The sequence below is a fragment of the Allotabrizicola aquatica (SeqCode) genome (assembly GCF_965194375.1).
GTDB lineage: Bacteria > Pseudomonadota > Alphaproteobacteria > Rhodobacterales > Rhodobacteraceae > Tabrizicola_A > Tabrizicola_A aquatica.
The window spans coordinates 14,080-39,352 of the sequence record NZ_CBDAEL010000006.1 but is presented as its reverse complement, the minus strand read 5'-3'; the positions used below and the strand labels follow the sequence as shown (position 1 = coordinate 39,352).

Here is a 25,273-nt window from a genome sequence, read left to right as displayed (position 1 = left end):
CCGCATGGTGCAGTTCGCCATGCTCTCAACTGCGCAGCCTAGCATTATGAAATCTTCCTTTCAACATTGACTGAACATCCACCATCTGGCAGTTTTCTTTCCAAAGGAGTCGAGCTTTGCCTGAACTGGTCAGCGAAAGGTCTGAAGATCGCCCCGCCGAGTTGATTGCGCGGCTGAACGCCAGTGCCAATTCTGCAAGCAAGGTCGAGCGTCGAATCGCGGGCTATCTGCTGGCCAACCTCGCCGAGTTGCCGTTCGAGACCGGCGCAAGTCTGGCTGAAAAGGCGGGGGTCAGTGCGGCCTCAATCAGCCGGTTCTGCAGGTCCATCGGATATGACGACATTAAGGACCTCAAGGCGAGCCTGAAATCCGGGTCGAGCGAGCCGGCATGGCTGATCGGCGACAAGTTGCAGGAATTCCATCAGCGCAGCCTTTTGGGCAACCGGCAACTCTCCATCGCACTTGAGAAAGAAATCGCTGCCCTGACAGCGGTGTATGCCCTTGCTGTCACGGCAGAGTTCGACCGAGTCGTGGAGCGTCTTGCCAGTCGCCCGAAGGTCTTCGTTGCCGGGTTTCAGGCTGAGCGCGGCCACGGCGCGAGCTTGGCCAATAACCTGCAATATCTTCGGCCGGGCGTGCTTCAAGTGGACGTCGCGGGCGGCCATTTTGCCGAAATCCTGCTGTCAGACCCGTCAAAGACCTGCCTCATCCTGTTCGACGGCAGGCGATATTCGCGTCTGACGCACGACCTTGCCTTCGCCGCCGAGGCGCGCGGAATCCCGGTGACGCTGATCTCGGACCCCTATTGCAGTTGGGCACGCGGGAAAGTTTCTGAAATCCTGACCGTGCAGACGGACCTGAACCATTTCTGGGATGCAACGTCGGCCATGAGTAGCCTGATCGGCCTTCTTGCCAACGGTGTTTTCAAGGTCCTTGGCGCCGCAGAAGTCGAGGCCCGCATGGAAAGCGTCAGCACACTTTACGATCAGTTCATTGGCCATGTCGGTAAAGACGGGCCTGCAAGTGGCTAAGGGCGCGAAAGCACACGACAGGTTCTGGCATCTCGTCAGCGCCATGACGCCCCCGCCCGGCATTTCCTGAAGGATCGCCATGCCCTACATCGTCCTTTCTGCCGAATTCTTTACGGAAAACAATACGTTCAAGAAGGGATTGACGGAGCTGCGTGATTTCCGCTCCGACACGCTTGCCCTGGGAAGTGCAGCAATTGATCTGCGCGGATCAGCGGAAAACACGGAACTGGCAGGTTTCATTGCTGCGGCCAAAGAGCTTGGTTGGACCCTGAATCACACGGTTTCCGCCACCGCAGCCCCCGCTGGCCCGGTCTCGCGCGAGGCTTTCGAGCATATTGCGGGGATTATCTGCGACGCGGCCCGGGCACAGCGGGGCAAGCTTGACGGCATCCTTCTTGGCCTTCATGGCGCACAGGTGGTCGAGTTCTGCGAGGACGGCGAGGGCGAGCTTTTGCGTCGTCTGCGTCAGATCGTTGGCCCAGACCTGCCGATTGCCGTGACGCTGGATCTGCACGCCAACGCCACGCAGACGATGGTGGACCTTGCCCAGATATGGGTCAGCTACAAAACCTATCCGCATGTCGACATTCGCTTTGCCGGGCACAGGGCGGCGCACTTGCTTCATGCAGCCATGGCGGGCCAGACCCGCCCCGCTACCCTGCGCCGCGCCCCGCCGATGCTGGAGGAGGCGACCTCAGGCCGTTCAGACACTGGGCCGATGGTTGCGGCCTATGCCCGTGCTCGCACAGAGGAAAAAGAACCGGGCATCCTTACTGTTTCCCTCAACGCGGGCTTTGCCGAAGCCGATATCCGCGATGCGGGGCCAAGTGTGCTTGTCACCTTTGACCGCGCGGTCCTGGGGGCAGACGTGCGTGCGAGTGAAATTGCCGATGCCCATGCCCGCGCCATCTGGGCGGCCCGGCATATCAGCGGCAATGATTACCTGACCGTCGAAGAGGCCGCGCACATCGCTAGGGACTTTGATCCAGGCCGGGGCCCGCTGGTCATTGCCGATTATGCCGACAATCCCGGCGCAGGGGCTTATGGCGATGCGACCAATCTTCTGCGCGCACTTCTGGATGCCGGAGTGACCAACGCAGCCTTCGCCCCGATGGTTGACCCCGCATTGGCAGAGGAATTGCACCTCCATCGCGAGGGCGAGGTTGTGACCGTCGATTTGGGCGGCAAGAACGATCCGGGCTTCGGCGGCGGGCCGCTTCGGCTGTCGGGAAAGATCATGAAGCTGTCGGACGGCGCCTTTCGAGGCGATGGTCCGATGTTGGGCGGGCTTCAGCGGACCTACGGAACGACGGCGGTGCTTCGGGTGGACGGGATCGACATCCTTGTCGTGACCGAGCCTGAACAGGTGCTGGACCGGCAGCAACTGGCGGCGTTCGGCATCATGCCTTTGGAAAAATCGGTCCTGGCGCTGAAGAGCATGCAGCACTTCCGCGCTGCCTTCGAACCCATCGCGGGCAAGGTCATCGTCTGCGACAGCGGCGCTTTGGCAACGCCGGACCTGACACGAAAACCCTATAGCAAGGTTCGTCGACCCGTCTGGCCGCTTGACCCGGAAGCAGTTTACTCAGGGGGCGAGCCATGACCCAGATCGATCCGGTAGAACTTTCAGCGCGGCTGATCCGCTGCCCCACCGTAACGCCAGCCGAAGGCGGGGCACTGCAACTTCTTGAGGCACTCCTGACGTCTGGCGGCTTTGAATGCCACCGGGTTGACCGCAACGGCATTGCCAACCTTTTCGCTCGTTGGGGACCAAAGGGTGCCATGCGCACCTTCGGGTTCAATGGTCATACCGATGTGGTGCCGGTGGGCGATGCAGCGGCATGGACACATGACCCGTTCGGTGGGCAGATCGTCGACGGGGAGCTTTGGGGCCGAGGGGCGACCGATATGAAGACAGGCGTTGCTGCCTTTGTCGCGGCAGCGGTAGACTTTGCACGGCAGGCCAGCCTTGGTGAGAATGCGATCATCTTGACTATCACTGGCGACGAAGAAGGCATCGGCGCCGATGGAACGCGCGCCATCCTTGACTGGATGGAGGCCACGGGCGAACGGATGGATGTCTGCCTTGTGGGCGAGCCGACCTGCCCCGAGCGCTTGGGTGACATGATCAAGATCGGTCGGCGTGGGGCCCTGATGGCACGGATCACAGCTACGGGTGTTCAGGGCCATTCCGCCTATCCTCACCGCGCGAAAAACCCCTTGACCGCTCTGGTCCGGCTTCTGGACGGGCTGGCCAGCCATGAACTGGACAGAGGAACCGCGCACTTCGACCCTACGACCCTTGCAATCACCACGATCGATACCGGCAACACGGCCGACAACGTGATCCCCGCCCGGGCAGTGGCCAAGGTCAACATACGATACAATGACGCCCATTCATCGGCCAGCCTCGATACTTGGCTGAAAAGCGAAGCGGCACGGGTGACCGCAGAGACCGGCATCAGCTTCGAGATCGCGCTGGACGTATGGGGGGAGAGTTTCGTTACCCAACCCGGCCCGCTTGTCGAGCTTGTCGCAGCGGCCATCAAGGCCAAGACGGGTCTCATGCCCGAGCTTTCAACGACCGGAGGCACGTCGGACGCGCGCTTTGTTCGCGGTCATTGCCCCGTGGTCGAGTTTGGACTCGTCGGAAAGACCATGCATCAGGTTGATGAGCGGATCGAAGTGGCACAGATCGTGGGTCTGAAGGCGATTTATGGGCGGATACTTCGCGACTATCTCGAATAGGCTGCCCCGACGGGGGCGCAAACGCCATGACAGGCAGGGGGTAAAGACATGGATTTTGGTTTGAAAGGCAGGACAGCGGTGGTCTGTGCCTCAAGCAAGGGGCTTGGCAAGGCCTGTGCCGCGGCCCTTGCAGCAGAGGGAGCGGATGTTGTTATCAACGGCCGGAATCCCGAGACTGTCGCCGCGGCGGTCAAGGAGATCTCTGCCGTTGCGAAAGGGCGCGTTATCCCAGTTGTGGCCGATGTGGCGACCGAAGACGGGCGCGCCCTGCTTCTGCAGCCGATCCCCCACCCCGACATTCTTGTCACCAACTGCGGCGGTCCGCCCTTCGGCAATTTCCGGGACTTTGATCGCAACGATTGGATGCGCGCGATCGAGGGGAACATGCTGTCGGCCATTGACCTCATCAAGGCAGTGATCGACCCGATGATCGAGCGGAAACATGGGCGGATCGTGAACATCACATCGGTCGCGGTGAAGGCACCAATCGCCGAACTATGCCTGTCGAACGCGGCCCGCAGTGGCCTGACGGGCTTTGTCGCTGGCCTTGCGCGTGAGGTCTCGCGTGCCAATGTGACTATCAACAACTTGTTGCCCGGCACTTTTGCGACAGATCGCATTCTGGAACAGGCCCGCCATGCAGCCCAAGACATCAGTTTTGAAGAGCAGGTTGCACTCTGGCAGTCACAAGAGGTTTCGGGCCGCATGGGCAGGCCCGAAGAGCTTGGCGCCCTTTGCGCGTTCCTCTGCAGCGACCATGCCGGCTATGTCACCGGGCAGAACATCCTGATGGATGGCGGGGGCTATCCGGGGACGTTCTGACCCTCAGGCCAGGCCTAGATCCTGCGCCTGGGCGTCGATCAGTGCTCGCTGAAGGTCGATGAACGGGGCAGGGGGCTGCTGCAGCATCTGGTTGTCTGCCACCGGGTCGACGACATCGGTCCGGCGCCCCAACAGGCTTTCCACGACAGCCAGCCCGCAAAAGGGTACCATGGCTTCGGAGTAGCCACCCTCGTGGGCGCATACCAGACGCCCGCCGCAAAGCTCTTCGGCCAACGACAGAGTCCCTTCCGCTAAAGCACGGAACGTGTCCGACGTGGCCAGCATGCGCCCCATCGGGTCCAACCCGTTGGCGTCGTAGCCGCAAGCGACAACGATCAGGTCGGGTGTAAAACGACGAAGTGCGGGGGCAACGATCCTTTCGAAGGCATCAAGATAGCTATGATGGCCCCCGCCCGGCATGAGCGGAATGTTGATGTTGAACCCTTCGCCAGCGCCACGACCACGATCTTCGGCCTTGCCCCGGCTGACCGGATAATTCGCCGCTTGGTGGATCGAAATGGTCAACGTATCATCGCGATCATAGTAGATCGCCTCGGTTCCATTGCCGTGATGCACGTCCCAGTCGAGTACCGCAACGCGCAGCTTGCCTTCCTGGGCACGGGCAGCCTCCAAGGCGATGGCGATATTGGCTAGAAGGCACAGCCCCATGCCTTCCCCGGGTTCGGCATGATGCCCGGGCGGCCTTGCCAGCGCATAGGCGTTGCGAATGCCACCCCACAGCACATCCGCCACCGCCCGCTTGACCAGCCCGGCCGAAAGCGAGGCCGCCTCGAAACTGTGACGCACCATCAAGGATGTCTTGCCGGGTGCTGCCATGCCACTGGCCGAGGTTTCGCGGAAAAGATCGACATAGTCCTTGGTGTGAACGCGCAGAATGTCATCAAGTGTGACCGGTTCCGCCTTGCGCACATTCAGATGGTCCCAAAGGCCGGAAACCTCCAGCAGGTTCTTGAACCGGCGCTTGGTCTCCGGATTCTCTAGGTGGCTGGTTCCCGCTGGCGGCTGAACATAGCCACCAACCGGCAGGGTCAGAACGGCTTCCCCCCAAGAATGCCACAGGCATCGTTCGTCATGGTAGAACGCTGTCGTCATCTTTTCCTCCTGTTCCAAGCCGGCGTCAGCTCGCTGGACTTGTCACCCCGGTTTCCCAGTCCTTCAGGCGCGCTCTTCTGAGCCAGCGCCGGCTGCCGAAATGTCATGGGCAGTTTTCGATCCTGAGCCCTTGATAGCAAGATGGAGTTTTTCTGGCAATAATTGACTCAAAGACAGAAAAGCTCCATTCTTGACCTCTAACATTGCAAAGGGATCGAAATGGCGGACGAATCAGCCCCTATCGTGGCTCTTCGGCAAGTGCTGGAACAAAGCCGGGAAAGCGCTACCCCTGCGGAACGTGCGATTTCCACTTACATGATGGAAAACCTCTCCAGCTTGCCCTTCGAGACAGCAGCGTCGGCTGCGCGCAAGATCGGCGTGTCGGAGACCACATTGGGGCGCTACTGCCGCGCCCTCGGGTTAAAGCACTTCAAGGACCTGAAGGCTCGGCTTCAGGCCGATATCGGCACCCATGCTTGGCTTCCCAGTGACCGGTTGCGCGACTTCAAGGAACGCTCACGTCGCGGCACGGTCGAGGCGAGCCTGGCGCTGGAAAAGGAAATGTCGGCTATCCTGACCGTACATGAACTGGCCGCATCTGCCGGGTTTTCGCGGGCCGTCAACATGCTCGCCACACGCAGGGAGGTCTACGTTGCTGGCTTTCAGGCTGAGCGTGGCTTTGCGCATTATTTTGTTGACAGCCTGGTTTATCTGCGACCGGGCGTGCGGCTCGCTTCCGCGGCCGACGGGCACTTTGCCGATGTCTTGACCGCAAACCCGAACGAGGCCTGTCTCGTCCTCTTGGATGGTCGGCGCTATTCCCGTCTGACGCTGGAGCTTGCGCAATCCGCCAAAGCGCGGGGGATGCCTATAATCCTTGTCACGGACACCTATTGCGATTGGGGGCGCGAAGTTGCGACCGAGGTTTTCGCTGTGCCCAGCGATCTCAATCACTTCTGGGACGCGACCACGCCAATGGTCAGCCTGCTTGGGCTGATGCTCAACGCCATCTTCACCGTGCTTGGCCCCGAGGTGGAAGCCCGCATGGCCGAAGTGTCAGATTATTACGGCAAGTTTGTGGGCCACACCGGGCCCAGCCGAAACCAGAAAAAGAAATCCAAGAACACATCTTCAACAGGGGAGAAGGAATAATGACGAGACATCACCGACATCTGTGGGCTGGCCTAGGGCTGAGCGCTATGCTCAGCTTCTCGGCACCGGCTATGGCGGACGAGTTGGTCGCAGCGCTGAAGGGCGCCGAAGTTGGCGTGTCGACCTACGACATGCTCAAGGCCATCAACTCGAACGTTGCAAGCACGCTGATTTACGACTCATTGATCGAACAGGATGCCAATCACGGCTATGTGCCCGCTCTGGCGGAAAGCTGGGAAGAAGCGCCGGACGGCCTGCAGTGGACCTTCCACCTGAAGAAGGGGGTCAAGTTCCACAATGGCGTTGACTTCAATGCTCAGGCGGTGGCCGACTGGCTGGCGATGTTCAAGGGCACCGATTTCGAATACTATCTTGGCGCGGTTAAGGAGATCGTCGTTGTCGACGAATACACAATCCGCCTGGACATGACCCGATCCGACCCGAACCTGCTTTACAACCTGTCCACCCCCTTCGGCGGTGTCATGGAACCCGGCGCCCGGAAGGCCGATGGCGACAATTACGGTTTGACTGCCGCAGTGGGCACGGGGCCCTACAAGCTGGAAAGCTTTGCCGTGGGACAAGAAACCGTTCTCGTCCGAAATGACGACTATACTTGGGGCGCCAAGACGGCGACCAACACTGGCCCTGCCAATATCGAACGCATCCGCCTGCGCGAGATCGGCGAGGCCTCGACCTCGTTCCTTGAGCTTCAGACGGGTGGCGTCGACATGCTTCTTGGCGTACCGCAAGAGTTTCTGTCAGAGGCTGCGGGCCTGCCGAACATCAAGCTGATGACGATGCCTGAGCTTGAAATCTACTACTTGGGCATGAATGTCACCGCCGCGCCCTTTGACGATATCCGGGTGCGTCAAGCGGCGGCCTTGGCCGTGAATCAGCAGGCGATCAAAGACAACCTCTTTGGTGGGGCAGGAAATACTCCGTCGACTTTCATGATCGCGTCCCTGCCTGAAGAGAAGGTGGCCGATCAGTTCCGCATCAAGTTTGACATGGATAGGGCGAAGGCCCTTCTGGACGAAGCGGGATGGGTGGCTGGCGCCGATGGAATCCGTGCCAAGGATGGCCAGCCGTTGAAGATCACGCTCTGGACGCAGTCGGATTCTAACTTCCGCCGCGTGACCGAGGTGATTCAGGCGCAGTTGAAGGATGCAGGCTTTGCAGCTGATATCGTGACCTTCGACAGCGCAACCATTCGCGACCAGTATAAGGCCGGCACGCATCAGGCTGCCGTGCGGTCCTACTTCTATGACAACGCAACTATCCTGGATTGGTTCTTTGGAGGGGATCGTCTTGGATATCCGAACATCTCGATGCTTAACGATCCCAAGGCGGAAGAGCTGCGCAACACGGCGATGACAGGCTCGAAGACCGGCGAAGAGTTCACCAAGAACTTCATCGCATACCACGAATACATCCTGTCGCAGTTCCCGTTTGCGCCGATCTACGAACCGGTAGGCAATGTTGCCTATAACGCTGACCGGGTGATCATGCCCGAGACCATCAATTCCCCGGTCTTTCAGCGGGCTGCGGTCATGGACCTGAAGCTGGCGAACTGACACAAGGAAACGGGGATCGGGAGATGCTTGGCTTTATCATCAAGAGAAGTCTTCTCCTGATCCCCGTATTCTTTGCGGCGTCGATCGTCGCTTTCCTTCTGATCCACCTTGTTCCTGGCGATCCGGTCGACAGCCTTCTGACTGTCGGCTCCCCGCCTGAGCAACGGCAGATCCTCACCGAGCGCTACGGCTTGGACAAGCCGCTGGTCGTTCAGTATGGCATCTGGATCTGGGGTGTCCTGCAAGGGGACCTTGGCACTGCCATCATCATGCGCCGCCCGGTTGCCGACTTGATGGCCGATGCGCTGCCTCACTCCATCGCCCTTGGGGTAAGTGCTTTTCTGTTCTACACCGTTGTTGGCGTAACGCTTGGCGTGACTGCTGCGCTTTTCCGGGATCGCTGGCCCGACCGGGCGATCATGACCGGTGTCCTCTTTGGCTCGACTTTGCCCAGTTTTTGGCTCGGGCTCTTGTTGATGCTTGTCTTTTCCGTCTGGCTTGGCTGGTTGCCCGTTTCAGGGGCACGTGGGGCCAGCAGCCTTGTGCTGCCGGTCCTGACCATCGGTCTCGGCGGCACGGCCCTCGTGGCACGCATAACCCGTGTCGCCATGGTGGAAACCCAACGGAAGGATTTTGTTATGCTTCTCCATGCCAAGGGGATGCATCCATTGCGCATCCAACTCTTGCGCGTGTTGCACCATGCCCTGATCCCGGTCGTCACGATCCTTGCCCTCAGGATCGGCTTTGTCCTTGGCGGTGCCATCACGGTCGAGATCGTCTTTGCCCGTCCGGGCATTGGCACGCTTCTGATCAGGGGCATAATGCAGCACGACTACCCTGTGGTGCAGGCCTGTCTCTTGATGCTGTCCACGGCCGTCATTCTGGGCACCTTCTTGGGCGACGTGCTGCAGGCACTGATGGACCCCCGGGCGCGGGCGAACCTGTCATGATGCGCTGGATTGCCCCCTTTCGCAGTGCGTTTGGTCGGTCCATGGGGTTCGTTGCCGGCTCTTGGCTGGTGTTTCTGATTGCCGTCGCCGTCTTTGCGCCAGTGCTGACCCCCTACGACTACGATGTTCAGAACCTCGCCAATGCCAAGATGCCCCCCGATGCGGCGCACTGGATGGGCACGGACGAGTTCGGCCGAGACCTGTTGACGCGCATCCTCTATGGCGCGCGGACATCTTTGACCGTGTCCACCGTTTCGATTGGCCTGTCGCTGATGGCAGGTCTGACACTTGGTGCGGCAGCAGCCTATTTCGGGGGCTGGTTCGACCGGGTCGTGACAACGGTGGTTGACCTCACTTGGTCCTTCCCGGAAATCCTGATCGCCTTGATCCTTGTGGCCATCATCGGGCCCGGGACAACAGGCACCATGGTTGCGATCGCGGTGGCGTATCTGGCCCAATTCACCCGTTTGACCCGGGCGCAGATCCTGTCTCTGAAGTCCGAGACGTATATCGAGGCTTCCCGCAGCCTTGGGGCTAGCCACAAGCATCTGTTGTTCCGGCACCTGATCCCCAATGCCTTGGCACCTGTGCTGGTTGCCGCGATGCTGGCCACAGGCGATGCGATCATCCTGGAGGCGACGTTGGGTTTCTTCGGCCTCGGGGCACAACCGCCCACGCCCAGCTGGGGTGCCATGATGTCTTCGGGGGCAGCCCAGCTGTTTACGGCGCCCTGGATCATTCTGCTGCCGGGCCTTGCCCTGACCATTACCGTGATCGCAATCAATCTGTTCGGCGATGCCCTCATTTCGGCGCTAGACATCCGAACCAAGCTGAGGGACGCCTGATGCTGTTGCAGGTTCAGGATCTTCGGGTCTCAATCGGCAATGTCACGCCGCTGGACGGGGTCAGTTTCGCGCTGGATCGGGGTCAGATCCACGGGTTGGTCGGCGAAAGCGGCTCCGGAAAGTCGCTGACTGCCATGGCGATCATGGGTCTTCTGCCCCTGATAGGCGGTCGCATCATTGGTGGAAATCTGGCCTTCGACGGTCATTCCCTTCAGCGCCCTGAGGCTGAACTTCGCAAACTGCGCGGGCGCCGCATTGCCTTCATCACCCAGAACCCGATGACTGCCCTTGACCCGGTCCGCCACATTGGCGGCCAAGTCGACGAAGTGGCGATGATGCACCTGGGCCTTGATCGCAAAGCCGCACGCGAACGTACGATCGAGATATTGACCCAATTGCGGATTTCGTCGGCCGAGACGGTCGTCCAATCCTATCCCCACCAGCTTTCGGGCGGGATGAAACAACGCATCGTCATCGCCATGGCTCTGGCGGGTGAGCCTGACCTGATCGTGGCGGACGAACCCACGACAGCGCTCGATGTTACCGTACAGGCCCAGATCATCCACATCCTGACCTCGCTGGTGCGGGAAAGGGGTCTGGGGCTTTTGCTCATAACGCATGACATGGGCGTTGTGGCACAGGCTTGCGATCTGGTGACCGTACTCTACGCTGGTCGCGTGGCAGAGAAGAGCACCACCGCCGCACTGTTTCAGGCACCGCGCCACCCCTATACCAACGCCTTGATGACCAGCGTTCCGCGCGACGACATGGCGCCTGGGGCGTTGAAGGGGATTCCTGGTTCGGTCCCCTCGGTCGCTGGCTATCCGGCAGGATGCCGTTTCCATCCACGTTGCCCCCGCAAAACGGAGGTCTGTGTCGCGACCGTGCCGCCGCTTGTGGCAATCAACACAGAGAGTGCGCTTGCCTGCCACAATCCGCTGGAAGGAGCCCGCTCGTGACCGAGATCTTGCGGCTTGAAAACCTGACCAAAGTTTTCACGCAGCCCGATGGGGCCTTTGGCAAACCGCGTCAGATGACGGCGGTGCGTGATGCATCTCTGTCGGTCAATAGGGGCGAAGTCGTGGGCATTGTGGGCGAATCCGGTTGCGGGAAATCCACCCTTGCCCGCCTGATCCTGCGCCTTGTCGAGCCGACTTCGGGCCGGGTGCTACATGGCGGGACGGACATCACCCAACTGTCCCATCGCGCGCTGCAAGAGGCGCGCAGGAACATGGCCATGGTCTTTCAAGACCCCTATTCCAGCCTCGACCCCCGCTACACCGTGGCCGATTGCCTAGCCGAGCCCTTTGTCGTGCAGGGTGTCGAGGTGCCGAAAGGCCGGATCGAGGCGCTGCTGGATCAGGTTGGGCTGTCGCGCGCCATGGGGCAAAGCTATCCGCACCAACTGTCAGGCGGGCAACGCCAGCGGGTCGGCATCGCCCGTGCGCTTGCCTTGTCGCCCCACCTGCTAATCTTGGATGAACCGACCGCGTCTTTGGATGTTTCCATACAGGCCCAAATCATCTCGCTTCTGCAAGAGCTGCAAGCGTCAATGGGCCTGACCTATATCTTCATCAGCCACGACCTTGGCCTTGTCCGCTATTTCTGCAATCGGATTGTCGTGATGTATCTGGGCTCGGTGGTGGAAGAAATCCGCGATCCCAGTGCGCCGCCGCAACATCCCTACACCGCCACTTTGATGGCATCAACTTTTGCCCCGGATCCAAGGCACCGCAAGGATCTGGTTGCCCTTGAAGGGGAAATCCCATCACCGTTCAATTTGCCGGTCGGTTGTGCGTTCGCCGGGCGCTGCAATCGCGCCTCGGAACGCTGTCGGTCAGAAAGGCCGGGTCTAGCAGCCGGGTTAAATGAACATTCGGTCGCGTGTTTTAATCCTTTGCCCGCCTAGGGGCTTTGTCAGAACAAACTGGCTTGAGGCGGGCAGGGCGTCTGCGTAGCCTTTCGGGATGACCAATCGCTCCCCTTTTCTCTACTTTAAGACAAGCCCAGAGATCATGCGCTTGGCAGTGATGCTCTACATTCGTTTCCCGCTGTCGCTGCGCAACGTCGAGGACCTGCTGCATGAACGCGGTGTCGAGATCAGCCGCAAAAAAAGTGTGCGATTGGTGGAACCGGGTTGGTCCGATGTTGGCTGCAGAACTTCGGCGCAAGCGGGTAGAACGAATGCGCGGATGCAATCACTGGCGCTGGAATTTCGACGAGGTATTTGTGCAGATGAGCGGTGTGACGCACTACCTCTGGCGTGCTGTTGATCACGGGGTTGAGGTGCTGGAAAGTGTGGTTACCAAGACCCGGGATCGCAAGACCGCACTGAAATTGCTTAAGAAATAGGTGAAACAGCATGGCAGACCAGCGAGCATTGCGACGGACTGCATGCGCTATTACGGCGCGGCCCATAGGGACCCTGGGCGCGGCGATGACCGGGAGATGGGCCGCTGGCTCAACGATCGGGCTGAGAACTCACACCTGCCACTCCGACGACGGGAGCGGGCGATGTTGCGGTTCCAGCGCATCCGAACGTTGCAGAAGTTCGCGTCAGTCCATGCCTTGGTCCACAACCACTTTCCGACGGAGTGTCACCTCCAGAACCGCGTTCACTTCAAAAAGCCACGCGCCGCCGCTCTCGGTGAGTGGCGCGGCCTTCTTGCCGCCTAATGCCCACGTCGGTTTGGTAAACGGAGACTGGTTCGGATTTTTCTGATAGCACCCAGCACGGCGCTACGAACTGGTTTCAGCTTTTGGCTATGGAATAGAGTGAGGTGTGCCTTGGCGGAAGAACGCAAGGATGGCGCAAATTGATGTCACTCCAAGAATCCCCCCCATCCAGAGCGCCAATTGATAAGAGTGCGTGCGGTCAAACAGTATTCCGGCAAGCCATGGAGCAAATATCCCAGCACACCCCCATGCCGTGAAAACACGTCCGTAAATCCTTGAGCTGTTCGCGGCTCCGAAAATCTTTGCGATGACTGCGGGATAAGCAGCGATAATGCCGCCGTATGAAAAGCCTACAACGGCTAAGCTGCACATTGTTAGGTCAGGGTTCATCGGAACTGAAAGAACGCCCAACCCGGCCGCTGACAAGAATGGCAGAGCGACAAGCAATCGAGGCGCAAGAATTTGGTCAACCAACCGGCCTGCGATTAAGCTGCCTGCCAAGCTACATGCCGCGATCAATGCAGGAGCGATCCATACGGCGCCCCCAAACCCTTGAGCATGCGCTATGCCGGCCGCATGCCCGATCGTCATCAACCCAGCAGCGACAGCGGATCCGTATCCCACCCACAACAGTAGAAATTCGCCAATTCGCAAATTGGTATGTGACGTTTGACTGGCTTCTACTTTGAAAGCCACCTTCGAAACTTGCAGCAAGCTGGCGCAGATTAGGGCAGCCAAAACCAGTGCACCAGCCAATCCGAACATCGCTGATCGTACCCCGCCAAACGTGACGGCTTGCACGAAGAAAAAGGGGGAAATTGTCGCGCCAAGCGCATAGGCTGCCGTGACGATGCCTATGGAGGTGCCTTCACGCCCTTCATTTGCCTGCGAGGCAATGTGAAGCCCAAAGCTATAGCCGAGACCGTTCGCCCAACCAAAAAAGAGGCTGTAGCCAAGCCAAACAATCGGTAACGAGGGCGCTGTCGCAGCGATCAATGCGCCCAGTGCGGCAACCGCGCAGATGAGCAAGACAAAACGGGACGCTGAGAAACACGCGAATAACCGATGGCCGAAGAGGACCGCAATTGTCAGCGACCCAAGCGCAAGTGAGTAAGTCGCACTGACCAGTGCACGCGGCGCTCCAAAATGGATTTCCAGAGGCGGCACAAGCACAGAAAACGCATGAATAGACCCCAAGGCAAATGCAAGAATAGAAGCAGCAAGCAGCACCAAAGTTCCGCTATGTGTTCTGGACCGAGGCATGACCGATTTCCTGACCTAGCAGTTTTTTTGAAACCCAAGACTCACGCCGATACGGCGCATTGCTCGCTCGGCTCAGGTAGAGCCGCGATGGGTCGCTTTGTGTTGGCGCGGTCTTGCTTTTTCTGGCTCTGAGTCATTGGGCGAACCTCGCGCAGGCGCGCAGAGTAACAGGCGTACGCCGCACACGGATGAAGAGAATTCTTCACTGGGTCGAGCCCGACCGCAGCCAATTCAGAAATGGCAGGTCTGCTTTGGCGATCCTTCAAAGCCACCTAGGTACATCCTTGCCGCCGGGGTACGTCATCTTCTGAAAACCGCGCGGGTACCGGACTCTTCGTTCGCAGGTGCCTCGGACGACGATCAGAAGGACTGTAAAAAGGGCGCTCTCCCTTGCTCCAGCCGGACCTCCTGAGAAAAGGGTACCGACTTTGGCACGGCATTACATTCCCAAAGCATGTTTGCGCGTTTCGGACCATCGTGTGATCAGGTGGTCCGTCATCATCCCCATAAAGGCCACCGCGAACCCTAGCACCAGACCCTTACCGACATCGGTCGAAGACAGAGCGCGCTGCATCTCTTGCCCAAGATCCTGGGTGCCGATGAAGGCGGCAATGATGACCATGAACAGTGCGAACATGATCGATTGATTGGCGCCCACCACCAGTGTTGGCACAGCAAGCGGCAGTTTCACATGCCAAAGAATCTGGCCTTTGGTCGCGCCTGACATCTCGGCTGATTCCACGATCTCGGGTGGGATTCCGCGCAGGCCTTCAATGGTGTAGCGAATGATCGGCACAGTCGCAAAAACCATGACCGCTGCAATCACCGCCACGTCATTCACCCCGAACAGCATGACGACCGGGATGAGATAGATGAAGCTGGGGAAGGTCTGAAGCGTGTCGCAGATCAGCAGGAACCGCTGCGCGCGGACTGGCTTGCTCGCACCGAAAATGCCCAGAGGCACCCCGATTATCAGGGCAAGCGCGACCGAAACCGTCACGGTATAGACCGTGATCATCGCGCGGTCCCACCAGCCCGACAGCGCGATGGGCAGGACGAAGGCCAGACAGATCAGCGCCGAACGTGCGCCCCCAATGCGCCAGCCGATACCGGCCAGTAGCACCAGAACGGCTGATGTTGGCAGCCACAGGAAGGCATCGCGCACCGGGATGAGAATCCATGTGATAAGGAACCATCGCAGCCAATCGGTCACTGGCGAGATCATATCGATGAAGCCGCCGACAAGGCTGTCAATCGGCCCGGCTAGGCTAAGCGCCTGCTTGCGGTCAACTTCGATGAAATAGGGATGGAGGGCTGCAAGACCAAGACCAATTGCCACCAGCCCCGCCCAGATCACCCAATACCGATGGCGCTGGACCCAGCTTGCGCCGGGTGCGTGATGTTCGGGCTGTTTCACCGCCCAAGCCTTGGACAGACGGTCCAGAACGACGGCCAAAAGCACAATGGTTATCCCGATTTCCACCGACAGACCGATTTTCAGTGCCTGCAACAGTTGCAAGAGCTTCTGGCCAAGGCCTGGCATGCCGATAAACGAAGCCAGAACCACCATGGCCAAGCTTTGCATGATCACCTGATTGACGCCGATCAACAGCTCGGTCCGAGCTGCTGGCAGGCGGACACGGGTCATCAGTTGCCAGCGCGTCGCACCGCTCATCTTGCCGCTTTCGATGATTTCAGGCGATACCGCGCGCAATCCCAACAGCGTCATGCGGATCATAGGTGGCACCGAAAAGATCACCGTTACAATGGCGCCAGCCTTGGGGCCAACGCCGATAAACACCACGACCGGGATCATGTAGGCAAAGTGCGGCATTGACTGCGCGATGTTCAGCAGCGGATTTATGATCCGCTCGGCAAAGCGCGACCGCCACGCCAACGTCCCCACGGCAAGGCCAATCACAATCGAAAGCGGTGCCGCAACCACGATGACCGACAGCGTCTCCATCGCCCATTTCCATTGCCCCATGACAGCAATCCAGACGAATGTGCCCCCCGAGATCATTGCCAGACGCCAACCCGCCAAGGCGTAGCCGATCACCGCAAAGGTTGCCGCGATCACCACCCAAGGGATCGGACCAAGGCGGGGCCACCGCGATTTGCCGTAAAGGAGGTTTGCCGTGACATCGAGACAGAACTCTACCGCATCTGAAAAGGCGCGGGTGGCCGTCATCAGGCCCAGATCATCTCGGGCAAAGGCAAAAATAACGTTGATCACGTCGGCAAAGGGCAGCACCAGAGCCTCGGGGACGCGCAGCAAAGGCGGGGGCAGCACATTGCGAAACACAACAAGCACGACCGCGGCCAGCACAAGTGCCAGCGCAATGCGCTTTTGATCGAAGGCTTGGTGTTCGACCGTCTTGGCGTCCGACATCATGGGGCCGGCCCCAGCAACAGATCCACTGCGGCCTTTCTGTCCAAGACTCCGGTGATCCGCCCTTGGTCATCACACAACGGGATTTGCGAACGGGTGTCTTCGACAATCTGGCGGCCCAGCATATGCAGCGTCTGTGCAGCGGGAAGCGCGTGGCCATCAACCGGCGTGCCGTTGACCGCCTTGGCGAGCGCCCCGGCGCGCACCACCCGGGTGCGATCAACCGCGGCGGTGAATTTCGCCACATAGGGCGTTGCGGGCGACAGCACGATGCGCTCGGGCGTGTCGACCTGCTCCACAGCCCCATCCTTCATAATGGCAATGCGGTCGGCCAGACGCAGGGCTTCGTCAAAGTCATGGGTGATAAACACGATGGTCTTGGCCACCATCGCCTTGAGTCGCAGGAATTCGTCCTGCATTTCGCGCCGGATCAGCGGATCAAGTGCGGAGAAGGGCTCGTCCAGAAACCAGATGTCTGGCTCAACGGCAAGCGACCGGGCGATGCCCACGCGCTGTTGCTGCCCGCCTGACAATTCGCGTGGGAAATATCCCTCGCGGCCCTTAAGGCCGACCAGCGCGAGCATCTCGCTGGCGCGCGCGATCCGCGATGCGCGATCCTGTCCGCGCATTTCCAAAGGAAAAGCCACGTTTTCCAGTGCCGTGCGATGCGGCAGCAAGCCAAAGCTTTGGAACACCATGCCCATCTTGCTGCGCCGCAGTTCGATCAACTCGGCATCACTCAGACGGCCAATGTCGCGCCCCTCGACCGATACTGTGCCTGCGGTAACATCCAATAGGCGGGCAAGACAGCGAACCAGCGTCGATTTGCCCGAGCCTGAAAGCCCCATCACAACCAGCATTTCGCCCTTGTGAATGTCCAAGGTGACATCGCGCACGGCAGCGATGTGACCCGTTGCGCGCAAATCATCAACGGTGGTCTGCGGTGTTAGGCGGGGTCCAAGCTGGTCTGGCCTGTCGCCAAAGACTTTCCAGACATTCTTGCAAGAAAGGACAATATCTGTGTCAGCCAACGGGGTCTCCGGTATGAAAGGACCACCCGGCAAAGCCGGGTGGTGAGTTTTGGACATGTCACCCGAAGGTGGCGTCGGAGATCATTCGGTCCAAGGCTTCCAAACAGCCTCGTTCGCGGCCAGCCATGCGGCAGCAGCGTCTTCTGGTTCCATCCCGTCAATGTCGACCAACTTGGCCATCTCGGCGATCTGGGCGTTGTTGAAGTTGACCTTTTGCAGCGCAGCATAGGCGGTGGGCCACTTATCCTTCATCCCATCCCATGCGGCGATCTTCATATAGCCATTGGCCGGGTTGCCGCAGTCGTAGACCTTGTCTGGCAACGGACCTTTGGCCGGATCCTTGTCGCAACCGTCTTCCCACGCAGGGAATTCCACAAACTCGCCCGGCCAGACGGCTTCAGCAAAGTTCGGGGTCCAGTTGAACAAGACGATCGGTGTCTTGTCTTTTTCAGCGGCTGCGATTTCGGCCCAAAGGGCTGCGGCCGAGCCTGCGTTGACCACGGTAAAGTTCATGCCCAAGGCTTCGACTTTTTCCGCGTCATGCTTCAGCCAGTCCACGGGGCCGCCCAAGAAACGACCCTTGTCGCCGGTTTCAGGGGTCACGAACAGCGCGGCGCAGTCATTCAGCGCCTTCCAGTCGGGCAGACCCGGGCAGGCCTCTTTGGTCCACATCGGATACCACCAGTCTTCGCGGGTGATGGCGGCGTGGGTCGTCACGTCATGAAGGCCACCTTTTTCCAGTGCCGAGCGGAACGATGCGCCAAATGCGCCTTCCCAGACCTCAAGCTCGAGCGTGGCATCGCCAAGGCGCACGGCCTCATAGACCGCCTGACTGTCGGTCGAAACATACTCAACGGAGTTACCCATGGATTCGAACATCTGACCGACGACATTCGACATCACGATCTGGCTTGACCAGTTGTGGGTTGGAATCATGATCGGGTCGGTAGAGTCTGCGGCCAAAGCGGGCGAGGCTGCCAGCGCAAGAGTTGCCGCGCTGAGAAGCAATCTGGTGGTTCTGTGCATCATTTTCGATCCCTGTTTCACGCCCACCCGGTGGGGCGGCGTCGTTTCATCGGAAAGTCGAGTGCTTTCCTAAGAGGAGAGATTATGAAGCATATGTGAACGTGTCAGACCCCCGGGATGAACAGACTGGAAAAAGATGTTACAAAATGTTAACTGTTCTGGGCGGGACCAAACATGGGGACAAACCGAATGACGGTAATCGCCGCCCATATCGTGGTAATCGAAGATGATCCGGTCACGCGCACCGCGCTTGGGGGGTATCTTGAGACCTTTGGCTACCGTGTCACGACCTGCGCCGGTGCCGAAGCGGCTGAGAAAGTGCTGGCCCAGGAAAGCCCTGATCTGCTGATTGTCGATATCAATCTGACTGGCAAAGACGGGCTGGAAATCACTCGTGAGCAGCGCGCGCGGTCTGAAATCGGGATCATTCTGTTGTCGGGGCGAACCGATGATGTTGACCGCATAGTCGGGCTGGAGCTCGGGGCTGATGATTACGTCTGCAAGCCCTTCAATCGCCGTGAATTGTTGGCGCGGGTCAAGAACCTGTTACGGCGCACCGCGGCAATGCGCCAGTTGACTCGGCGCGTGGTGCATTTCGCTGGCTTCAGTTTTGACACGGCGGCACGCCATGTCGCGGGGCAGGATGGGCAAGACGTGCAACTGACGCGCGCCGAGTATGAGATGCTGCGCACCTTCGTGCTGAACCCGGGCATCGTTTTGTCGCGTGACCGGCTCTTGGCCAGTATTACGCATCGACAAAATGCCAGCGGCGGCACGCGGACAGTGGATGTGATGGTCAAGCGGCTGCGCGCCAAATTCGGCGATGATTCAAAGGTGCCGCGCATTTTTGGCACCTCGCATGGCGAAGGCTACGTGTTCACTGCGCAGCTATCCTGACACCGCTCTTGCCGTCGATGGTGGCGTTGAGTGTCGCAAGCGCGCGGGCGAGATCGCGTTGGGCGTCAGCACTCGCCGCGAGTACGGCATCGGCGTCATTGTGGCGATTGGCCGGGTCGCTGCGCGGTATTCCGGACAAAAGTTCGCTGAGACGCGGCAGGTGAAAATTGCCGACCGCCCCCTTCAACTGATGCGCCCGCCGATCAATCTCCTCGTGTCTGCCAGCGCGCAGTGCCGCGGCAAGGGCCAAGCTGTCAGGTGCCAAACGCTCGAGCATCAGATGCAGCAAGTCACGCGTTCGCTTCGGGCCGAGGTCGTTCAGAATATCGCGAATGGGCGTCGCGGCGATCGTTGCAGGGAAAAGCCGATCGAACGAAAACGAAAGGGCTTCGGGCGCAAGGGGCTTGGAGAGAACCTCATCCATTCCCGCCGCACAGCAGGCCGCGATGTCCTGAGGCTGGACATGCGCCGACACCCCAATGATCGGCAACATGCATGTCGGGGCCTGCAGTTGCCGGATAAGGCGGGTGGTTTCAACACCTGAAATGCCGGGCAGGTTCACATCCATCAACACCGCATCAAACCCGCTGCCGGGAATCAGGGCTAAGGCCTGCTCGCCTGACCCGACGATCTGGGCCGAATGGCCGAGTGCCTCGAGAAAGTCCTGCACGACCTGTTGATTAACGGGATGATCCTCGACCACCAGAATCGATAATGGCCTGCCCGTTGGCGAAGGCGCATGGGCCGCTGGCATGGCGGATGTACGGGCTTCTGCCAGAATGAAAGGCAGATCCAAAGTGAATGTAGCGCCCTCGCCAAGCGTGCTGTGCGCGGTCAAACGCCCGCCCATCAGGGCGGCCAGACGGCGCGAAATTGTCAGCCCCAAACCCGTGCCGCCATAGGTCCGCGAGGTCAGGCTGTCTTCCTGTTCAAAGGCGGCAAAGATGCGCTCCAGCGCTTCGGGGTGGATACCACGGCCCGTATCACTTACGCAAAAACGCACCCAAAGTGTATCGTCCGCCACCCCTGAACGGATTTCAACTGTGATGCGGACTTCGCCATGTTCTGTGAACTTCACCGCGTTGGACACAAGGTTGAACAAGATCTGACGCAGCTTTCCCATATCTCCAGTGAGGGGAGGCACAGGATTTTGCGGCAGCGATATCCCCAGCTTGAGGCCCTTTTCTTCTGCCATAGGTGCCATCAAAAGTGCGATATCGCCCAAGGCCAAGGCAAGATCGAAGTCAACCACTTCGATCACGGCGCTGCCCTGTTCCAGCTTTGAATAGTCCAGGATACTGTTCAAAAGCCCCATCAGCCCCTTGCCCGATGCCACCGCAGCATCAAGCCGCGCCAGTTGCCCCTCGCTCAGCCCGCCACGGGGCAGGTTGCGCAGCATGCCCAGAACCCCATTCATTGGCGTGCGGATTTCATGGCTCATCATTGCGAGAAACTCAGACTTCGCGCGGTCGGCTGCCTCGGCGCGATCACGCGCCGCGTCATGTGCCACCACCTCGGCGCGCAACTGCGCGGTCTGCTCGTCGACCAGATCTTGCAATTCGCTACGATGGCGACGCAATTCCTCAAGATGGCGCTCGCGCTCCTCGGCAAAGCTGCGGTTTGCGATGGCCTGTTGCCGAAACACTTCGACTGCCGCTTCCATCTGCGACACCTCGTCGGTGCCGCTTGGGTGGATCTCGTCACCGGGCGCGCCTTTGGCCAGATCGGTCATGCGCATGGACAGCGCATCGAGCCGGCGAATAAGATTGCCGCGGACATAAAACCACAAGACCCCCATCGACAGCGCCAAGGCCAAAAGCGTCGAAAAGGCATAAAGCCGTTGGGTTGCCGAGATGGCCTGCTCGGCGGATTGGCCAGCGGTTACCGCATTGGCCTCGATCCGGTCTGCCAAGGCCGAAGCCGCCCCTTCAAGCGTAAGCGCTGCTTCGCGCAGTTCGGTTTCGGCGCTGGCGATCTGATCTGTAAGCGACAAGACGAGCGTTGCGGTTTCAAAAACTGTTGCCGTCTCTGGCGGGGCTGCCGAGCCCACTCCGATAATGCGCAACAGAACCCGGATCCGCTCTGCCCGGCGGGGGTCTTGGATCATCGAAAGGCGACGCGAGATGACCTTAAAACGCGTTTCCAACTCAGCCTGCAGGGCGCGCAACTCACCCTCGTCGCGCACGCCCGCGACGCGGTTTAGCAAGAGCCCAACCTCAGAGGCATGGGCCCTTAGTTCGAACATCAAGCCAAGCTGAAACAGATCCACCTCGATCAGCTTGTCCAACGTTTCAAGACGCTGCTGCGTTGCGGCTGGTGTAAAGATATCGCCATCATAAAGGCTTGAGATGACAGCCGATGCGCCGGATTCGGCATTGGCTACGAGAGTATCGGCGATTTCGGTCAACTCGATTGCAGCGGCAAGTCCAGCTGCTAGCTGGGCGTCACGCCGATCAATCAGGCTGATCCGCATCTTGACCTGTTGGTCAATTGAGGCCAGTGCATTTCGGACGGCGACCTCGGCGCCAAGGGCATTTGCAAGAGCGACATCCTGCACACCGCGATGACGCGCGAGCCGGTCGCGCAACGCATCTGCTTGAGCATAAAGGAAGGCCGAGCGCTCTTTGCGCTGGGCCTCATCTGTGACGGCGGCAAGTTCGGGAGCCATGGCCACGACGCGGCCGGTCTCTTCGACCACGCCCCGTACCTCAGAAATGGCCGGAATTGCCTCGGTGACAACGCGCGATTGGGTCCGCGCCACATCCTGCAATTCGAACCAGCCCAGTACGCCGGTTGCCGCAGGAAAGCCCGCGATCAACGCGATGGCAAGCAAGAGCCGCCCACCAAGACTCGACTTGTAGCCAAATTTCCGCAAGGGTTTTCCGAAGCTTTGTGTCAAGCTTAAGCTATCACTGAATCTGGAGCTTGGAAGGGTTATGTCGATCAGACTGAGCGCTGCATTTGCTCTGGGCATAACGGGGCTCGCCTGCGGTGCGCTTTTTGCGGCGGAGCCACTGGAGCTTGAGGTCCGCTCAGTGCCCTTTGATGACACAAGCACTGCCGTAAAGACCAGCTATATCCCGTTGCTGCATGCGAATAAACCTTGGCGGTTTTGCGTGCTTTACCCGCATCTTAAGGATGCCTACTGGTTGTCCGTCAATCATGGCATGGTGCAAGAGGCCAGCCGTCTGGGCGTCGGGTTTGATATCTTCGAGGCCGGCGGTTATCCGAACCTTGCGCGCCAGATCGAACAGCTCGAGGGCTGCGCCAGTGACGAATTTGACGCGGTGATCCTTGGCACTGTGTCGTACGACGGGCTGACGCCTGTGGTTCAAGAGATCTCCCGCCTCAAACCGATCATCGCCGTTGTGAATGATATTGCCACCACCGGAATCACAGCCAAGGCCAGCGTGCCATGGACGGAGATGGGTGCGGCTGCTGGACGGTTCATCGCCCAGCGCCACCCGCCGGGCAGCCCCCCAGTTACCATCGCTTGGTTTCCCGGACCTAAAGGGGCGGGGTGGGTTTCCTTCGTGGAAGCCGGGTTTAATGAGGCCATCGCCAACAGTTCCGGCGAGATTATCATGACTCTGTATGGTGACACCGGTCTTGAACAGCAGGTGCTGCTTGTCGAAGAGGTGCTCGAAGCGATGCCGGATGTCGATTATCTGGTTGGCAGCGGTCCCATGGCCGAAGCTGCGGTGTCGATCTTACGCGCGCGCGGCGCCAGCGATGACATTAAGGTCGTCTCGACCTATCTGAGCCATGCTGTCTATCGAGGCGTGAAACGTGGCCGTATCCTTGCAGCACCGACTGATTCACCCGTGGTTCAAGGGCGTTTGGCGATCGAAATGGCGGTGCGAGCACTGGAAGGCACTCTGGAAATCCTGCATGCTGGGCCTCCGATCTGGGTTGTCACCCCAGAAACCGCGACCCAAGAGGTGATCGAGGGCTCGTTGGCCCCAGCCAGCTTTATTCCCGTGTTTTCTCTGCTTCCTCTTGCGCCTTAGGCCTTAACCAAGCAGCGGGTATTGGTAAATGACCTTTGATTAAGACTACCAAATCGTTCGGGTCACGTCCGCGGTTGACCAACCCTTCCCCTTTCCGCTGCTTCCAGCCGTCCTCCAAGGCCCATCTCCATCTGCTCTGCCCAAGCCCCTCCCGCCAGAAAACATAAATCGCGTAGGCTGACCGTTGGAGCCTCCCGCTCGCAGTTCAGCCGCTTCAGCACCTTTGGGGCCAGATAAGCCAACTTCAGCTGCCGGCTAACATGTCGCTCCGCCAGTCCAACAGCTTTGGCCAGTTCCTGAATGGTGGCGAACTCACCGGCATCCATGCGTCGCCGCCACGGTCATGCTGTTCCGACTCGGCGAAGAACGTGCGGATCTTGGATCTGATCCTCGCTGGGGCGGCAGGATCTTCGGTCGGCCGATTTTCTTGCGCACATGCAGAGGGATCATCACGCGGATCGTATCGTCTTGCTTGGTCGCTCTACGGCCTCCATCAGATCCAGTCCGACCTTCTCAAGAGTGGCACCCTCAGTGCCTTCGCGGCGAAGTTCGACCTCGATTCCGGCGGTGGTGACGGTAATACGCTGCACCAGAAGCTGAATACTCCTGGCCTGTTCAGCCGAGAATAGGTGCGACCAGAAGGCCTCAAACTCGCGCAGGGAAGCGATGGCATCGGCTTCAGAATCTCCAACGTTATCGCGCCTAGAAAACTTGCCGCGTCAGGCGTGATTCCGATCTGACCGCAGCAAAATTCGCGCGTGATATTTATAATCCAGTGAATGTGGTCGTCATCACACGCACGACAGATCCAGCCAGCTAAATCGCGCGCGAGGTGCACTCACGAGGGGTTATCCAGCGCCTGTTCAGCTTGCTTCTTGCTCTGCAGACACCCGCAGCAATGGCATCATCAGCGCAAACAACTCGGCCTGCGAGCTAATGGTGCATTTGTCGTAAAGCTGGCGGCGGAAGACCTTTACGGTCTGTGGAGAAAGGCCCAGCCGCAGGCCGATGGCCGGTGTCGAATGTCCGCGCAGGATCATGAGCGCCACCTCAGCCTGCCGTGGGCTAAGACGAATCCCATGACGCTGCTGCAACGCGGCCATCACTTCGGCCGTGATGTTATCGGCCCCGCCGCCCGGAGCAAGCCCAGCCCAGTGCTGTTCGACCAAAGCGGTCAGGATCGGGGCCAGACGCTGTGCCAAGACGACTTCGGCTGCAGAGAACGCCCGCGCCGAGGTTGCATCGCGACCAAGGCAGATGTTCAGCGAAACATCAGGCTTTGGATAGGCGATGAAGGTCAACTCATCCAGAAGCGTGGTCTGCTGGTAATACTCGGTGAAATACTGCGAGCGTTGAAACGCATCCGGCGCCACATCGCGCAGACGGTAAACGCCCGCAGTAACACGCGCGCTGTGCAGCGCGTGATAGGGGTCCAGAAGATAAGCCCCGGCCAGATAGGTGTTTTCCAACTGGGAAAAGACCTGCGGGCTGTCGGACTGAAGGTAAAGCACCTGCGGCGGCCCTGAATCGCGGTAGGCCAGCACGATCAGGTTGTCTGGTGCCAGACAGCGTCGCAGCCAGTCATGCAGCACGCCTTCAAACTCCACCCCGCCAAGGCGACGGATCACTTCGGCCAGCCGGGTTTCTGCGGCATTGGGCAGCGGGCGCATCATACCTCTTTGGGGGTATATACCCCCTTGGTGCGGAAAACTAACGTCAGACAGGATTCTGGGGGGTATGCGC

Annotated in this window: 20 protein-coding genes and 1 pseudogene; 14 read left to right on the top strand and 7 right to left on the bottom strand. The window is 59.5% G+C overall.

The features are described from left to right. Nucleotides 1–116 precede the first annotated feature (116 nt). The 4 genes from AC72UB_RS09430 to AC72UB_RS09415 all read left to right on the top strand — a co-directional run bounded on the left by AC72UB_RS09430 (nt 117) and on the right by AC72UB_RS09415 (nt 4,601). A complete protein-coding gene (locus AC72UB_RS09430; protein ID WP_505189542.1) occupies nt 117–1,031 on the top strand; it encodes a MurR/RpiR family transcriptional regulator in 915 nt (304 codons plus the stop codon). A gap of 79 nt (nt 1,032–1,110) precedes the next feature. Next, nucleotides 1,111–2,634, top strand: a complete 1,524-nt coding sequence (locus AC72UB_RS09425; RefSeq protein ID WP_505189541.1) for a M81 family metallopeptidase — start codon at nt 1,111–1,113, stop codon at nt 2,632–2,634. Next, a complete protein-coding gene (dapE, locus tag AC72UB_RS09420; RefSeq protein ID WP_505189540.1) occupies nt 2,631–3,779 on the top strand; it encodes a succinyl-diaminopimelate desuccinylase in 1,149 nt (382 codons plus the stop codon). Before AC72UB_RS09425 ends, dapE begins: the two co-directional genes overlap by 4 nt. Nucleotides 3,780–3,827: 48 nt before the next feature. After that, nucleotides 3,828–4,601 carry an SDR family oxidoreductase gene (locus AC72UB_RS09415; RefSeq protein WP_505189539.1) on the top strand — a complete coding sequence of 258 codons (774 nt, stop codon included), beginning with the start codon at nt 3,828–3,830 and terminating at the stop codon, nt 4,599–4,601. A 3-nt stretch (nt 4,602–4,604) separates the two neighbouring features. Here the strand turns inward: AC72UB_RS09415 and AC72UB_RS09410 are convergent, their stop codons facing one another. Then, nucleotides 4,605–5,714: a histone deacetylase-like amidohydrolase gene (locus AC72UB_RS09410; protein WP_505189538.1), complete on the bottom strand. Its 1,110-nt coding sequence runs from the start codon at nt 5,712–5,714 to the stop codon at nt 4,605–4,607. A gap of 219 nt (nt 5,715–5,933) precedes the next feature. Here AC72UB_RS09410 and AC72UB_RS09405 point away from each other — a divergent pair, with 219 nt between their 5' ends. From AC72UB_RS09405 to AC72UB_RS09375, 7 genes and pseudogenes are all read left to right on the top strand, one after another. Next, nucleotides 5,934–6,866, top strand: coding sequence for a MurR/RpiR family transcriptional regulator (locus AC72UB_RS09405; protein ID WP_505189537.1), 933 nt, complete (start codon nt 5,934–5,936; stop codon nt 6,864–6,866). Further along, nucleotides 6,866–8,440 (top strand): ABC transporter substrate-binding protein, encoded by a 1,575-nt coding sequence (locus AC72UB_RS09400; protein WP_505189536.1) that lies wholly within the window; start codon nt 6,866–6,868, stop codon nt 8,438–8,440. Before AC72UB_RS09405 ends, AC72UB_RS09400 begins: the two co-directional genes overlap by 1 nt. 23 nt (nt 8,441–8,463) lie before the next feature. After that, nucleotides 8,464–9,390, top strand: coding sequence for an ABC transporter permease (locus tag AC72UB_RS09395; RefSeq protein WP_505189535.1), 927 nt, complete (start codon nt 8,464–8,466; stop codon nt 9,388–9,390). Continuing rightward, nucleotides 9,390–10,235 carry an ABC transporter permease gene (locus AC72UB_RS09390; RefSeq protein WP_505189534.1) on the top strand — a complete coding sequence of 282 codons (846 nt, stop codon included), beginning with the start codon at nt 9,390–9,392 and terminating at the stop codon, nt 10,233–10,235. The genes AC72UB_RS09395 and AC72UB_RS09390 overlap by 1 nt, the downstream gene beginning before the upstream one ends. Beyond that, the gene (locus AC72UB_RS09385; protein WP_505189533.1) at nt 10,235–11,194 is read left to right on the top strand and encodes an ABC transporter ATP-binding protein; all 960 of its coding nucleotides are present in this window, start codon (nt 10,235–10,237) and stop codon (nt 11,192–11,194) included. Before AC72UB_RS09390 ends, AC72UB_RS09385 begins: the two co-directional genes overlap by 1 nt. Beyond that, nucleotides 11,191–12,144, top strand: coding sequence for an ABC transporter ATP-binding protein (locus AC72UB_RS09380; protein WP_505189532.1), 954 nt, complete (start codon nt 11,191–11,193; stop codon nt 12,142–12,144). Before AC72UB_RS09385 ends, AC72UB_RS09380 begins: the two co-directional genes overlap by 4 nt. Before the next feature lie 58 nt (nt 12,145–12,202). Beyond that, nucleotides 12,203–12,911 (top strand): annotated as a pseudogene (locus AC72UB_RS09375) (IS6 family transposase). Between the two features lie 87 nt (nt 12,912–12,998). On the opposite strand, the gene AC72UB_RS09370 reads toward AC72UB_RS09375, so the two are convergent. From AC72UB_RS09370 to AC72UB_RS09355, 4 genes are all read right to left on the bottom strand, one after another. After that, a complete protein-coding gene (locus AC72UB_RS09370; protein WP_505189531.1) occupies nt 12,999–14,141 on the bottom strand; it encodes an MFS transporter in 1,143 nt (380 codons plus the stop codon). A 472-nt stretch (nt 14,142–14,613) separates the two neighbouring features. After that, on the bottom strand, nt 14,614–16,569 hold the full coding sequence (locus tag AC72UB_RS09365; RefSeq protein ID WP_505189530.1) for an ABC transporter permease: 1,956 nt from the start codon (nt 16,567–16,569) through the stop codon (nt 14,614–14,616). Next, nucleotides 16,566–17,597: a quaternary amine ABC transporter ATP-binding protein gene (locus tag AC72UB_RS09360; protein ID WP_505189529.1), complete on the bottom strand. Its 1,032-nt coding sequence runs from the start codon at nt 17,595–17,597 to the stop codon at nt 16,566–16,568. Before AC72UB_RS09360 ends, AC72UB_RS09365 begins: the two co-directional genes overlap by 4 nt. An 81-nt stretch (nt 17,598–17,678) precedes the next feature. Further along, on the bottom strand, nt 17,679–18,623 hold the full coding sequence (locus AC72UB_RS09355; RefSeq protein WP_463291373.1) for an ABC transporter substrate-binding protein: 945 nt from the start codon (nt 18,621–18,623) through the stop codon (nt 17,679–17,681). Between the two features lie 189 nt (nt 18,624–18,812). Here AC72UB_RS09355 and AC72UB_RS09350 point away from each other — a divergent pair, with 189 nt between their 5' ends. Beyond that, a complete protein-coding gene (locus AC72UB_RS09350; RefSeq protein WP_463291372.1) occupies nt 18,813–19,520 on the top strand; it encodes a response regulator in 708 nt (235 codons plus the stop codon). On the opposite strand, the gene AC72UB_RS09345 is transcribed toward AC72UB_RS09350, so the two are convergent. Then, on the bottom strand, nt 19,501–22,395 hold the full coding sequence (locus AC72UB_RS09345; RefSeq protein WP_505189528.1) for an ATP-binding protein: 2,895 nt from the start codon (nt 22,393–22,395) through the stop codon (nt 19,501–19,503). The two genes, AC72UB_RS09350 and AC72UB_RS09345, sit on opposite strands and share 20 nt — an antisense overlap. A gap of 61 nt (nt 22,396–22,456) precedes the next feature. Between AC72UB_RS09345 and torT the strand changes: the two genes are divergently transcribed. Together torT and AC72UB_RS09335 are read left to right on the top strand one after the other, a co-directional pair. Next, nucleotides 22,457–23,530 (top strand): TMAO reductase system periplasmic protein TorT, encoded by a 1,074-nt coding sequence (gene torT / locus AC72UB_RS09340; protein ID WP_505189527.1) that lies wholly within the window; start codon nt 22,457–22,459, stop codon nt 23,528–23,530. Nucleotides 23,531–23,790: 260 nt separating this feature from the next. Further along, nucleotides 23,791–24,159, top strand: coding sequence for a hypothetical protein (locus AC72UB_RS09335; protein ID WP_505189526.1), 369 nt, complete (start codon nt 23,791–23,793; stop codon nt 24,157–24,159). A gap of 234 nt (nt 24,160–24,393) precedes the next feature. Here AC72UB_RS09335 and AC72UB_RS09330 read toward each other — a convergent pair whose 3' ends face one another. Further along, a complete protein-coding gene (locus AC72UB_RS09330) occupies nt 24,394–25,200 on the bottom strand; it encodes a helix-turn-helix transcriptional regulator (protein ID WP_505189525.1) in 807 nt (268 codons plus the stop codon). Nucleotides 25,201–25,273 lie beyond the last annotated feature (73 nt).